Source organism: Streptomyces sp. SYP-A7185 (assembly GCF_046103685.1).
In the GTDB taxonomy this organism is placed as follows: Bacteria; Actinomycetota; Actinomycetes; order Streptomycetales; family Streptomycetaceae; genus Streptomyces.
This window is the reverse complement of sequence record NZ_CP122310.1, coordinates 7216536-7229963: the sequence shown is the minus strand read 5'-3', so window position 1 is coordinate 7229963 and position 13428 is coordinate 7216536. Positions and strand designations below refer to the sequence as shown.

General features: G+C 72.8%; 11 protein-coding genes. 6 read left to right on the top strand and 5 right to left on the bottom strand.

Annotation, left to right across the window (positions count from 1 at the left end; translation table 11 throughout):
* The first annotated feature begins 147 nt into the window (after positions 1-147).
* Complete coding sequence (locus tag QBL25_RS31690) at positions 148-909, top strand: hypothetical protein (RefSeq protein ID WP_409060363.1); 762 nt, start codon at positions 148-150, stop codon at positions 907-909.
* A gap of 90 nt (positions 910-999) precedes the next feature.
* On the opposite strand, the gene QBL25_RS31685 is transcribed toward QBL25_RS31690, so the two are convergent.
* On the bottom strand, positions 1000-1809 hold the full coding sequence (locus QBL25_RS31685; RefSeq protein ID WP_409060362.1) for a GntR family transcriptional regulator: 810 nt from the start codon (positions 1807-1809) through the stop codon (positions 1000-1002).
* A gap of 135 nt (positions 1810-1944) precedes the next feature.
* Here QBL25_RS31685 and QBL25_RS31680 point away from each other — a divergent pair, with 135 nt between their 5' ends.
* Both QBL25_RS31680 and QBL25_RS31675 read left to right on the top strand, forming a co-directional pair.
* Positions 1945-2796, top strand: a complete 852-nt coding sequence (locus QBL25_RS31680) for a (2Fe-2S)-binding protein (protein ID WP_409060361.1) — start codon at positions 1945-1947, stop codon at positions 2794-2796.
* Between the two features lie 232 nt (positions 2797-3028).
* A complete protein-coding gene (locus tag QBL25_RS31675; RefSeq protein WP_409060360.1) occupies positions 3029-4090 on the top strand; it encodes a DUF2637 domain-containing protein in 1062 nt (353 codons plus the stop codon).
* Positions 4091-4130: 40 nt separating this feature from the next.
* On the opposite strand, the gene QBL25_RS31670 is transcribed toward QBL25_RS31675, so the two are convergent.
* Positions 4131-4613, bottom strand: coding sequence for an ATP-binding protein (locus QBL25_RS31670; RefSeq protein WP_409060359.1), 483 nt, complete (start codon positions 4611-4613; stop codon positions 4131-4133).
* A gap of 216 nt (positions 4614-4829) precedes the next feature.
* Between QBL25_RS31670 and QBL25_RS31665 the strand changes: the two genes are divergently transcribed.
* Entirely contained in the window at positions 4830-7889 is a 3060-nt protein-coding gene (locus tag QBL25_RS31665; RefSeq protein WP_409060358.1) for an alpha-mannosidase, read from the top strand.
* A gap of 7 nt (positions 7890-7896) precedes the next feature.
* Here QBL25_RS31665 and QBL25_RS31660 read toward each other — a convergent pair whose 3' ends face one another.
* The 3 genes from QBL25_RS31660 to QBL25_RS31650 form a co-directional block, all read right to left on the bottom strand.
* On the bottom strand, positions 7897-9639 hold the full coding sequence (locus QBL25_RS31660; RefSeq protein ID WP_409060357.1) for a pyruvate dehydrogenase: 1743 nt from the start codon (positions 9637-9639) through the stop codon (positions 7897-7899).
* 62 nt (positions 9640-9701) lie between these two features.
* Complete coding sequence (locus QBL25_RS31655; RefSeq protein ID WP_409060356.1) at positions 9702-11321, bottom strand: protein phosphatase 2C domain-containing protein; 1620 nt, start codon at positions 11319-11321, stop codon at positions 9702-9704.
* Positions 11322-11450: 129 nt separating this feature from the next.
* Positions 11451-11666 carry a hypothetical protein gene (locus tag QBL25_RS31650; RefSeq protein ID WP_409060355.1) on the bottom strand — a complete coding sequence of 72 codons (216 nt, stop codon included), beginning with the start codon at positions 11664-11666 and terminating at the stop codon, positions 11451-11453.
* Between the two features lie 214 nt (positions 11667-11880).
* Between QBL25_RS31650 and QBL25_RS31645 the strand changes: the two genes are divergently transcribed.
* Together QBL25_RS31645 and QBL25_RS31640 are read left to right on the top strand one after the other, a co-directional pair.
* Positions 11881-12864 (top strand): helix-turn-helix transcriptional regulator, encoded by a 984-nt coding sequence (locus tag QBL25_RS31645; protein ID WP_409060354.1) that lies wholly within the window; start codon positions 11881-11883, stop codon positions 12862-12864.
* A gap of 70 nt (positions 12865-12934) precedes the next feature.
* Entirely contained in the window at positions 12935-13417 is a 483-nt protein-coding gene (locus QBL25_RS31640; protein ID WP_409060353.1) for a DUF456 domain-containing protein, read from the top strand.
* The last annotated feature ends 11 nt before the right edge of the window (positions 13418-13428 follow it).

Here is a 13428-nt window from a genome sequence, read left to right as displayed (position 1 = left end):
GGGCTCGGTCACGGACCTTTCATGGCCCGCCCTTTGTGAATTCTTTCACCCAGCCCCTTGGCCGGGTGCGCCGATCCATGCTGAGATGCGCCCACGACTCAACAGCTCAATGGCGTGCTCGGGGAGGGCAACGTGGCGCATACCGCCATGTCTGGTTCCGGAACGACTGCAGGGGACGATCCACTCCAGACCGCGGTATGGCGGCTGCGCTCGCGCGGCTGCTGGACCGACGCGGCCGCGCTGCTGGCCTCACGGGAGGGGCCCGGACCCGCGCTCCAGAGAACCTCGCTCCTGGTCGAGCGGTGCCTGTTCACCGGTGAGGGCTGGGCGGAGGCCGAGGACGGGCTGCGGACGGCGGAGGCGCTGGCCGTGGCGGACGACGACCGCGGGGCCGCGGCCTGCGAGCGCGGCCAGCTGGCGTACGCCTCCACGGTGCTCGCCGTGCGGGACCGGGCGGACGAGGCGCGTACGGCCCTGGGGCGGGCGGCGGCGCTGCTGGCCCCCACGGCTTCGGGGCGGCCGCTGCTCGACTTCCGCCGGGGGCTGATCGCCGAGCACATCGCGGACTCCCCCCAGGCGGCGCGGGCGGCCTACCGGCGGGCCCACGCGGGCGCGACGGCTCACGGCGACACGCTGCTGCTGTCCTTCACCTGGCGCCATCTGGCCGGACTGGCCCTGCGGGAGGGCGAGTTGGCGGAGGCGCGGCACGGCTTCGCGGAGTCGCTGCGGATCCGGGAGGAGCTGGGGTACCTGGTGGGGACGGCGCCTGCCCTGGCCGCTCTCGCCGACGCGGAGCCCGAGCCGGAGGCCGGGCGGCTTCGGGCCGAGGCGGCGCGGCTGTTCCGGTTGATGGGTGGCGTGCCGTCCTGGCTGGCGCAGCATCTGACGCCCCCGGCGCCTGCGGCGTAGGCCTCCGGCCCCCGGTCGCCCTCCGCACGAGACGCCGGCCGGGCTGGAGCATCCAGCCCGGCCGGCGTCCGAGGGCATCTCGCCCGAGCCTCAGCCCCCCGCCCCCGCGAAGTGCTCCCGCACCAGGGACTGGACCACTGCGAGGTCCTGGGCCACCAGGGCCTCGAGGAGGGCCATGTGCTCCGCCGCGTCCGCCACGAGGTCAGCCCGGCGGCCGTGGACGGGGCCGGTCACCAGGGGCCACTGGGAGCGCCGGTGCAGGTCGTCCGCCACCTGGACCAGCTGCTGGTTGCCCGAAAGGCCCAGTACGGCCCCGTGGAAGGCCCGGTCCGCCTCGGCGTACCGGGCCAGATCCCCGCCCGCCGCCGCCACCGCGCTCGCCTCGGCCAGCGGCCGCAGCTCGCACCACCGCGCCGCGGGCACCGTGCGGGCCAGGCGCAGCATCACCGGCACCTCGATCAGCGCCCGCACCTCCGCCAGCTCCCCCAGCTCGCGCGCGCTCCGCTCGGTGACCCGGAAGCCGCGGTTGGGCACGACCTCCACCGCGCCCTCGGTCGCCAGCTGCTGCATCGCCTCGCGCACCGGAGTCGCCGACACGCCGAAGCGCTCGCCGAGCACGGGCGCGGAGTACACCTCGCCGGGCGCGAGGTCGCCCCCGACGAGCGCGGCCCGCAGGGCGTCCAGGACCTGTCCGCGGACCGAGGTGCGCTGCACCGTCTTGCGGGGCGCCGGCACGGGCACCCGCACCGGCGCGGGCACCGCCGCCTCTCCGTGCGTGTGCTCGCCGCGGGCGGCGGCCGGCGGCGCCGACCGGCCCGCGTCGCGGGCCGTGGAGGCCTGCACCTGCGCCGGCACACGGACGGCGAGGCGGTACGCGTCATGCGCTCCGGCCTGCTCCACGAGGTCCACCCCAAAGTCCGCTCGGTCCGAAAGGTACGAGAGGCACCATAGGCGGACAGCCCCGCAGTTGAAACCTCGATCATTCTGGGTAAGGTTAGGCTTACCTGTAATCGATCGTGATGCGGTGGTCCTCGCATGTCCGTTCCCACCTTGGCGAAGCCCGCCCCGAGCGCCCTCACGGGCGCCTACGCCCGCCTCACCGACGTGTTCCCCGGACTGCGCGTGACCGAGCTCGGTCACGAGGAGCAGGCCCCACAGGGCGACGGCTGGGTCACCGCCGCCCGGCTCGCGGAGGGCGGGGCCGACCTCGACGCGTTTCTCGCGTGGGACGACGCACAGGTACGGAAGGACTACGGCCAGACAGGCCGTCCGGACGTCATCGCCAGCTTCGGTCTGCACCGCTACGCCTGGCCGGCCACCCTGCTCATCACCGTGCCGTGGTTCCTGCACCGCAGGGTGCCGCGCTTCCCCGTGGAGAACGTCTCCTTCCAGCGCGCCCTGGGCCGGCTGGCCGTGCGGGACGCGGGCTTCGCCTGCCTGCCCGGCGATCCGGCCGCCACGCTGCCCGGCGCCCGCGTCGTCCCGGACGAGGAGGCCCTGCGCGCGGAGGTGCGGGCCTCCGTCGCCGAGCACCTGGGTCCGCTCCTGGACGCCTTCGGGCCCCGCATGCGGCGCCGCTCGCGCGCGCTGTGGAGCGTCGCCACGGACGAGATCGTCGAGGGACTCTGGTACATCGCGCATCTGCTGGGCGAGGAGCAGCGCGCCACGACCGAGCTGGAGCGGCTGCTGCCGGGCGCCACCAAGCCGTACGTGGGCACGGCGGGGTTCCGTGAGCTGACCGGACCGGACGGCGAGCCGCTGCCGACCCGGGACCGCGCGAGCTGCTGCATGTTCTACACGCTGCGCCCCGAGGACACCTGTGTGACGTGCCCGCGCACCTGTGACGCGGAGCGTGTGGCACGGCTGAGCGCCGCCGCCACGGCCTGACCCGGGCCCCGGCCCGAGCCGAAATCGCAGCCCCTCCCCTTTGAACCACCCTTTCGTGTTCGTTTAATCGAACTCAACTCCTCTTGCCGGGTGCTGAGTTCGAGCAAAACGGCGCGCGTCGCACCCCTTTGCACCCCCCTTGGCGTTCTCTTGTCCGGAAACCCCTCTGAGGGCCATCGGGATTGGGTCACTATGGCGCCCGAACGCCCTACCGCGACGCAAGGGACCCCAGATGAGACTGACCGACATATCGCTGGACTGGCTGCTTCCGGGCTGCGTCCTGCTCCTGGGCATGCTGGTGGCGGTGGCGGTGCTCGCACGCGGCAAGCGCGCCGGGAAGGCGGCCGCCGGCGCCTCCAGCGACGAATCCTGGGAACGCAGCGAGGAGCGCCGCAGGCGCAAGGAAGCCGTCTATGGAACGGCCTCGTACGTTCTGCTGTTCTGCTGTGCGGCGGTCGCCGCCGCACTCTCCTTCCACGGTCTGGTCGGCTTCGGCCGGCAGAACCTCAACCTCACCGGTGGCTGGGAGTACCTCGTCCCGTTCGGCCTCGACGGCGCGGCGATGTTCTGCTCCGTGCTCGCCGTGCGCGAGGCCAGCCACGGTGACGCGGCACTCGGCTCGCGGCTCCTGGTGTGGACGTTCGCGGGCGCGGCCGCCTGGTTCAACTGGGTGCACGCGCCCAGGGGACTCGGCCACGCGGGCGCCCCGCAGTTCTTCGCGGGGATGTCGCTCTCGGCGGCGGTGCTCTTCGACCGGGCGCTGAAGCAGACCCGCCGTGCGGCCCTGCGCGAACAGGGCCTGGTGCCGCGGCCGTTGCCGCAGATCCGGATCGTACGGTGGCTGCGCGCGCCCCGGGAGACCTTCGGCGCCTGGTCGCTGATGCTCCTCGAAGGCGTGCGCACCCTGGACGAGGCGGTCGAGGAGGTCCGCGAGGACCGGCGCGAGAAGGAGCGCACCCGGATCAGCAGGCGGGGCGCGGAGAAGCTGGAGCGTGCGCAGCTCAAGGCGATCAGCAGAGGCCATCGCGGCCTCCCGTCCCGCGGCGGCGCACGGCAGGTCGATCTGCCGGCCGTCGCTCCGGCCGCCGGGTCCGCGCAGGTCGCCGCGGACCCTGTCATAGCGCAGCAGGAACAGGAACAGTTGCCGCTGCGCTCCCGTCCCTCCCTCCAGGCCGTGAAGAGCGGCACTGAACCCGTCACCGTCGACCTCACCGCCGAGGACGACACCCAGGCGCTGCCGCGGCTCGACTCCCTTGAGCGCAAGCTCAAGGATCTGGAGCAGCAGTTCGGCTGATGTCAGCGGCGCAGGACGGGAGCCGGCCGGCGGCCCGGTGTCATGCCGGGCCGCCGTCCAGCTCGAACCACACCGCCTTCCCGACCCCGTGCGCCCGCACGCCCCACGCGTCGGCGAGGGACTGCACGAGCATCAGGCCCCGGCCGTGCGTGCTGTCGTCGGCGTCGGGCGCGCAGACCTTTGGGCGGCGCCCCACGAAGTCCCTGACCTCGACGCGCAGCCTGCCCGGCCGCACGGTCGCCGTCAGCACGGCGTCGCGGTCGGTGTGCACCAGTGCGTTGGTGACCAGTTCGCTGGTCAGCAGCTCGGCTATCTCGGATCGTCCGGGCCTCCCCCAGGTCCGGAGCAGTTCGCGCAGCGCGCCCCTGACCTCAGGCACCGCTCGTAGGTCGGATCTCCCCAATCTGCGCCGGAGTTGAGCCCGATGGAGCTCCACCGGCTTGCCTTCGGCCGGATCGTCCCCTGCTTTCGGCGAGGAAGTCCCGAAATGAAGGGGACCTCCTTCTCTTACCTGCCTTGTCATGACCCCCGCCCATAAACGAGTCCATTCCTCCCTGCTCGAACACGCTCACGGAATGCATGCCCCCCTCGGATGGAGGCACTCATGTCCAAGCGTCAACCATTGGCGTGGGTGCGCCCGAGCCCGGCGGGGAAGTGAAGCGGTGGACCGTTTCTTCTTGATCCTGACCGGGCCCGGCACCGTCCTGTCCGGCCCGCCCGAGCTTTCCGAGGAGCCGCCGTGCACGACGACCGACTGCTGGTGGAGGGACGCCTGGAGCGCGCCCTGCGGCAGTTCATCCGCCCCGCCCAGTACGCGGACCGCGTGCCGCTCACCCTCTCCGTCTGGCACGCGCCGGGCGAGCCGGTCCCCGTGGCCGAGGCCATCGACGCCGCCTACGAGCCCTTCGAGACGGGCACGGCCTGGGGAAAGCCCTGGTCAACGAGTTGGTTCCGGCTGCGCGGTCAGGTGCCGGAGTCCTGGCGCGGGCGGCACGTCGAGGTGGTGATCGACCCCGGCTTCACCGGTGACGGCCCGGGCTTCCAGGCGGAGGGCCTGGTGTACGACGCGGAGGGCGTCCCCCTCAAGGGGATTCACCCCCGCAACCGGCACATTCCCGTGGCAGCTGCCGCGCGGGGCGGAGAGCCGGTGGACCTCCTCCTGGAGGCCGCCGCCAACCCGGCCGTTCTGCACGACTTCGAACCGACACCCCTGGGCGACGTTCTGACCGCGGGCGATGGCCTCATCTACCGATTCGCGTCTGCCGATCTCGCCGTACTGGACGAGGACGTCTGGCGGCTGACCCTGGACATCGAGGTCCTGTCCGAGCTGATGTACGAACTGGACGCCGCCCGCCCGCGGCGCCACGAGATCCTGCGCGCCCTGGAGCGCTCGCTCGACGCGCTCGATCTGCACGACGTGCCGGGCACCGCGGCGGCGGCCCGGGCCGAGCTCGCGGAGGTCCTCGCGAGTCCCGCCCATGCCAGCGCGCACCGGATCTCGGCCACCGGGCACGCCCACATCGACTCGGCGTGGCTGTGGCCGCTGCGCGAGACGGTGCGCAAGGCTTCGCGCACCTTCGCCAATGTGACGGCTCTGGCGAAGGACTATCCCGAGCTGGTCTTCGCCTGTTCGCAGGCCCAGCAGTACGCCTGGGTCAAGGAGCACCAGCCGCACATCTGGGAGCGCGTCAAGAAGGCCGTCGCGGACGGGAACTGGGCGCCGGTGGGCTCCATGTGGGTGGAGTCGGACGCCAACATGCCGGGCGGCGAGGCGCTGGCCCGGCAGATCACGCACGGCATGCGGTTCTTCCGCGAGGAGCTGGGCGTGCAGACCGAGGAGATCTGGCTGCCGGACTCCTTCGGCTACACGGCGGCGTTCCCGCAGCTGGCGAAGCTCGCGGGCGTGCGCTGGTTCCTCACCCAGAAGCTGAGCTGGAACCAGTCCAACAAGATGCCGCACCACACCTTCTGGTGGGAGGGCATCGACGGCACCCGCGTCTTCACGCACTTCCCTCCGGTGGACACCTACAACTCCCAGATCCACGGGGCCGAACTCGCGCACGCGGAGCGGAACTTCACCGAGAAGGGCCGCGCATCGCGCTCCCTGGTGCCGTTCGGCTGGGGCGACGGGGGCGGCGGCCCCACCCGCGAGATGCTGGAGAAGGCGCGGCGCACGCGCTCCCTGGAGGGATCGCCGCGCGTCGAGATCGAGAAGCCGTCGGCGTTCTTCGCCGCCGCCGAGGAGGAGTACGGGGCCGCGGCGCCGGTCTGGTCGGGCGAGCTCTACCTGGAGCTGCACCGCGCGACGTACACGACGCAGGCGGCCACCAAGCGCGGCAACCGCCGCACCGAACACGCGCTGCGCGAGGCCGAGTTGTGGTGCACGGCCGCCGCGGTCCGCGACCCGGCGTACGTCTACCCGTACGCGACCCTCGACCGGCTGTGGAAGACCGTGCTCCTGCACCAGTTCCACGACATCCTGCCGGGCTCGTCGATCGCCTGGGTGCACCGTGAGGCCCGCGACACGTACGCGCGCGTGCTGGCCGAGCTCGACGAACTCACCGCGGCGGCGGTCCGCTCCCTGGGCCCGGGCGGGCCCACCGCGTTCAACGCCTCGCCGTACGCGCGCAGCGAGGTCGTCACGGCCGAGGACGGCGGCCTGGTGCACGTGAACGTCCCGGCCCTGGGCAGCAAGAGCCTGGCGGAGGCCGCGTCCTACACGCGGGAGACCGGGGCGACCGCGCTGCTCGCCGACGGCGAGATCCAGCTCCTGAACGAGCATCTGCGGGTCGCGGTCGACGCGGACGGGCTGCTGACCTCCGTGCACGACATCGCCGCGCACCGCGAGGTCCTCTCCCCCGGCTCGCGCGGCAACCTCCTCCAGCTGCACCCCGACCACCCCACGCACTACGACGCCTGGGACCTGGACAAGCACTACCGCAACACGCACACCGACCTCACGGCGGCCGAGTCCGTGGAGCTGGTCGAGGACGGGCCGCTGCGGGTCGCCGTCCGCGTGGTGCGGGCCTTCGGCGCGTCGCGCATCACCCAGGAGATCCGGCTCGCGGCGGGCAGCCGACGCGTCGAGATCGTCACGGACGTCGACTGGCAGGAGTCGGAGAAGGTGCTCAAGGCCGCCTTCCCGCTGGACGTGCACGCCGAACGGTCCGCCGCCGAGATCCAGTTCGGGCACGTGCACCGCGCCACGCACGCCAACACCGGTTGGGACGCCGCCCGTTTCGAGATCTGCGCCCACCGGTGGCTGCGGGTCGCCGAGGAGGCGTACGGCGTGGCGGTGCTCAACGACTCGACGTACGGGCACGACGTGACGCGCACGCCGCACGGCGAGGGGCTGGGCACCACCGTGCGCCTGACGCTCCTGCGCGCCCCGCACAGCCCGGACCCTCAGACGGATCTGGGCCCGCACCGGTTCACGTACGCCCTGCTGCCCGGCGCGACGACGGGTGACGCGGTCGAGGAGGGGCTCGCGCTGAACCTGCCGCTGCGGGTCGCGGCGGCGCCCGTGCTGCCCTCGCTGGTGAGCGTCGACAATCCGGCGGTGACCGTGGAGTCGGTGAAGCTCGCGGACGACGGCAGCGGTGACGTCGTGGTGCGGCTGTACGAGTCGCGGGGCGGACGCGCGGCGGCCACGCTCACCACGTCGTTCGCGGTGAGCGCGGCCGAGGTGACCGACCTTCTGGAGCGTCCGCTGGAGGCGGCCCACACCGACAACGCGGGGCTCGTGCTCGCACTGCGGCCGTTCCAGATCGTGACGCTGCGGCTGCGGCCGGTGCGCTGACCGTACGTCAGGGGCGTGGCAAGTTCCGCAGGTTGGAGCGTGCCATCTGCACCATGCGGCCGACACCGCCGTCCAGGACGATCTTGCTGGCGGAGAGCGCGAAGCCGGTCACCATCTCGGAGCTGATCTTCGGCGGGATGGAGAGGGCGTTCGGGTCGGTGACGATGTCGACGAGGGCGGGGCCCTTGTGCGCGAAGGCGTCCTTCAGCGCGCCCGCGAGCTGCTTGGGCTTCTCCACGCGCACGCCGTAGGCACCGGCCGCGCGGGCGACGGCGGCGAAGTCGGGGTTGTGGTTGGCCGTGCCGAACGACGGGAGGCCGGCCACCAGCATCTCCAACTCGACCATGCCAAGCGATGAGTTGTTGAAGAGGACGACCTTCACCGGCAGGTCGTACTGGACGAGGGTGAGGAAGTCGCCCATCAGCATCGAGAAGCCGCCGTCGCCGGACATCGAGATGACCTGGCGCTTGCGGTCGGTGAACTGGGCGCCGATCGCCTGCGGCAGGGCGTTGGCCATCGAGCCGTGACTGAAGGACCCGATGATGCGGCGCTTGCCGTTCGGCGAGAGGTAGCGGGCCGCCCAGACGTTGCACATGCCCGTGTCGACGGTGAACACCGCGTCGTCGGAGGCCAGTTCGTCGACGACGGACGCGACGTACTCGGGGTGGATCGGGACGTGCTTGTCGACCTTGCGGGTATAGGCCTTGATCACGCCTTCGAGGGCGTCCGCGTGCTTCTTCAGCATCTTGTCGAGGAACTTGCGGCTGGTCTTGGGCGTGACGCGCGGGGTGAGACAGCGCAGGGTCTCGCGCACGTCGCCCCAGACGGCGAGGTCCAGCTTGGAGCGGCGGCCGAGGCGCTCGGGGCGCACGTCGACCTGCGCGATCTTGACGTCGTCGGGCAGGAAGGCGTTGTACGGGAAGTCCGTGCCGAGCAGGATCAGCAGATCGCACTCGTGGGTGGCCTCGTAGGCGGCGCCGTAGCCGAGCAGGCCGCTCATGCCGACGTCGTACGGGTTGTCGTACTGGATCCACTCCTTGCCGCGCAGGGCGTGGCCCACCGGGGACTTGATCTTCTCGGCGAACTCCATCACCTCGGCGTGCGCGCCGGCCGTGCCGCTGCCGCAGAAGAGGGTGACCTTGCCCGCCTTGTCGATCATCTCGGCGAGCTTGTCGATCTCCGCGTCGCCGGGGCGCACGGTGGGCCGCGAGGTGACCAGGGCGCTCTCGGGCGACTTGTCCGGCGCGGGCTCGTCGGCGATGTCTCCGGGCAGGGTGACGACGCTGACGCCGGACTGCCCGATGGCGTGCTGGATGGCCGTCTGGAGCAGCCGCGGCATCTGCTTGGGGTTGGAGATCATCTCGCTGTAGTGACTGCACTCGCGGAAGAGCTGATCGGGGTGGGTCTCCTGGAAGAAGCTCAGACCGATCTCGCTCGACGGGATGTGCGAGGCGAGGGCGAGGACGGGCGCCATGGAGCGGTGGGCGTCGTAGAGACCGTTGATCAGGTGGAGGTTGCCGGGGCCGCAGGAACCGGCGCAGACGGCGAGGCTCCCGGTGATCTGAGCCTCGGCGCCCGCCGCGAAGGCGGCGGTCTCCTCGTGCCTGACCTGGATCCAGTCGATGCCCTTGGTGCGCCTGATCGCGTCCACGACCGGGTTGAGGCTGTCGCCCACGACTCCGTACATCCGGCGCACGCCGGCGCGGTGGAGGATGTCGACGAACTGTTCGGCGACGTTCTGCTTGGCCATGGCTTCACGAACCCTTCAGTCCCCTTGACTCTCTTGGGTCCATGAAGTCACGGTTGGGGCGCTCACGCCTCCCAAACGGCGGCGGCCGTTCGATCGTCCGCGTACCCCTTGACCCGGACCTGGATGTCCGCGAGGAAGGTCGCGAGGCCCGGCGGGCCGCTCTTGGCCCACCGCTGGGTGAGGTGGGCGGCGAGGTCGGGCTCGCCGCGCAGGGGCTCGGCGAGGCCGCCGGTGCAGAGCATCAGGGCGTCACCCGGGCGGGCTACGGAGGCCCGGAAGCGGAAGGGTTCGCGGGGCGGCGGCTCGGGGGCAGGTTCGTACGGACTCGGGGGCGTGATGATCCCCATGTCCATGGTCAGGCGATCGCCCTCGGGGGTCTGCGGCGGCACGGAACCGAACCCGACGACGGGCGGCCCCGCGTCCCCGGCCGTGTCGCTGACGCGGGGCTCGATGTCCTGCCAGGAGCCGTCCCTGAGCCTGAAGAGCCCGCCACCGCCCACACCGAAGAAGACGCGGGTACGGCATTCGGGGTCGGCCGGCAGGAGCAGGCAGCGCAGCGAGGCGGCGTACTCCTCGGGCTCGATGCCCAGGTCGACCGCGTGCGCGCGGAGCTTGCCGAGGCTGCGGTCGGTGAGGCGGTGCAGTCCGCTCTTGAGGTCGCCGCGCCGGGCGGCCCTGATGTCCTCGGACAGGCGCTGGTGGCTGCGGCCCACGGCCCGCCCGATCCAGGCGCAGGCCTCGGCCGCCGCGCGGTGGGCGCCGGGCGTGGCACGCGCGCCGGTGGCCATCGCCACCAGGACGAGAGCGCTCTCCCCGGTCCCGAAGCGCGCGGTGAGCAGCGAGTCCCGGCGCGGCTCGCCGCGGTAGCGCGCGGAGTCCCCGCGCACGGAGACCGCCCGCAGGGTGGAGGTGCCGTACCGGGCGCCGTCCAGGACGGTGTCGGCGACGAGATCGCCCAGGTCGTCCGGGTCGGCGGCGGGCAGGACCGTGGGCTCGGCGTCGTAGGTGGGCGGTCCGTCGCCGACGTACCCGACGGTGTCCGCGGCGACCGGCGCCACCGGCGGCTCGGGTCCCAGCGGTGCCGGTGCGCGCGGTTCCGGCACCGCGGACTCCTCGGGCGCGCGGGACGCGGGGACGGCGGCGGTGCGGCCCGGGTCGCCGGACGGCTGAGACGGCCCCGCCGGGAAGGTGACCGGCCCGGCGGGCGCGGCGGAGGGCTCCCACGGGGCGGCGCCCGGGGGGATGCGGGTGATGGGCGGCTCCTGCGACGGGGGCGGCCCGGGCCGGGCAGCCCCGCCCCGCGTGAACGGTTCGCCTCGCGCGCCCGCGCCCGGCGCGCCACGGCGCCGGTCGTGGAGTCCCGGGGGCGGCGGCTCCGGGTCGGGGAAGCGGCCGGGGCGCTGAAGCGTTCCCTCCGCGTCAGGGTCCCCGGCGGCGCTGACATCCCCGGCATCCCTGGCGGCCCCGGCGTCCCTGGCGGCCCCGGGGCTTCCGGGGCCGCCAGGGACGGAATCGGCCACGTCCTCGCCCGCCGCCGCGGAGACCGCCGACGCGAACCTGTCGTCGAGGGTGTCGGCCGCCTCGGCCGGACCCGTGTCCTGAGCGGAGTCGTCGTAGAGCTGACCCCACCAGTCGTCCTCCTGGCCGGAGGCTCCGTCGTGCCTCTCCCCCTGCTGGCTCATGCCCCTATTGTCCACCGCAAAGGCCGCACGAAAACGGTGCATCCGGAAATTCCGGCCACCGGAAGGGTGATGGGGGCCGCCGGGCGGGCCCACCCCCCACGGGAGGACCGCCCGGCGGTGTCTGTGTGTTTATCGCACGTCGTAGGCGCGGGCCACCGTCTGCGTGACGGAACTTCCGTTCGCATCCGTCGGTTCGCTTCTGAGCCAGACCTGCCGGCCCGTGGCGCCCGCATGGTTCGACCCGATCTTCCGGGTGCTGAGGGTGAGTTCGTACGCGGAGTCCTCGGCCGGGACCTCGAACACCCCGACGGCGGCGGACGCCGCCCCCAAGGCCGTGCGCGCCATCGGGCACATCGCTCTCCCCAGGGTTGACGGGCATGCGGAACCACAGCCGAAAGGTGACCAAAGGCCGTCATACCGGCTGCCGTTGGCGCTGCGGTGGCGTCACCTTGGCAGAGAGGCGGGGGGTGCGGGGATGATGTCCTTGGGCGGGTTTACGCCGTGGCTGTTTTCCGCCAGGGCGCCGTCGGAACGGATCCTCGGGGAGGGGCGTCGCCGCATGCTGGCTGCGATAGGTCTGGATGAGCTGCACGAATCGGCGTACCGCGCGCTGGTCGCGGTGGGCGCCGCCGACGTGCCCGATCTCGCGCGCAGGCTCTCGCTGGGCGAACCGGAGACGGTACGGGCGCTGCGCCGCCTGGAGCTGCACGGCCTGGCGGCCCAGGCCTCGGGCAAGGCAGGCCGGTGGGTGGCGGCGCCGCCCGGTGTCGCGCTCGGGGCGCTCCTGACCCAGCAGCGGCACGAGCTGGAGAAGGCCGAGCTGGCGGCGAAGCTGCTCGCCGAGGAGTACCGCGCCCAGGCCGCCGAGCCCACCGTGCACGACCTGGTGGAGGTGGTCACCGGCGCGGGCGCGGTCTCGCAGCGCTTCCTCCAGCTCCAGCTGGGCGCGAGCGACGAGGTGTGCGCGCTGGTGACCGGCAACCCCGTGGCGGTCACCGGCATGGAGAACGACGCGGAGGAGCAGGCCGCCGGCCGTGGCGTGAGCTACCGCGTGGTCGTCGAACGCTCCGTCCTCGCGATGCCCACGGGCCTGATCGAGCTGTCGACGGCGATCGGCCGCGACGAGCAGGTGCGCGTGGTGGACCGCGTGCCGACGAAGCTGGTCATCGCCGACGGCTCGCTCGCCATGGTCCCGCTGACCTCGCGCAGGGCGGAGCCCGCCGCACTCGTGGTGCACGCGAGCGGCCTGCTCGAATCCCTGACGGGCCTCTTCGAGGCGGTGTGGCGCGGCGCGCTGCCGCTGCGGCTCGGCGAGGACGGCCGTTCGGTGAACGAGGACGCCCCCGAGGGCCCGGACGGCGCGGACCTGGAGATCCTCTCGCTGCTCCTGGCGGGCCTGACGGACGCCAGCGTGGCCAAGCAGCTCGATCTGGGGCTGCGGACGGTGCAGCGCCGGGTCAAGCGCCTGATGGAGCTGACGGGCGTGACGACGCGGCTCCAGCTGGGCTGGCACGCGTACGAGCGGGGCTGGGTGGCCCGCTAGCCGCCGGTCACCGGGGCCGCACGGACTCGCGCGACCTGCGGTTTTGCCCCGTTTCCTGCACGCTTGGCAGATGGGAGCGTGGGAACTCCTGCTGGTCGGAGTGGTGCTGCTGCTCGGGATCGGCGGGGTGCTTGTGCCCGGGGTGCCGGGACCGTGGCTGGTGTGGGCCGCGGTGCTGTGGTGGGCGCTCCAGGACCCGGAGCCGGTCGCCTGGTGGGTACTGGTCGGGGCCTCCGTCGTACTCCTGGTGGCGCAAGGCGTGCGCTGGCTGCTGCCGCCCCGCCGCTTCCGGCAGAGCGGAGCCACGCGCCGGACGGCCGTGTTCGCGGGGGCGGGGGCCCTGGTCGGGTTCTGCGTGGTGCCGGTGATCGGGTCGCTGCCGGGGTTCATCGGCGGGATCTACCTGGGCGAACGGCTGCGGCTCGGCCGCCACGGAGAGGCGGTCACGGCGACGCGGACGGCGATGCGCGCGGGCGGGTGGAGCGTGCTGACGGAGCTGTTCGCGTGCCTGTTGATCGCGGGAGCTTGGCTGGGGGCCGTGATCTGGGGGTGAGGGGGTCCCGG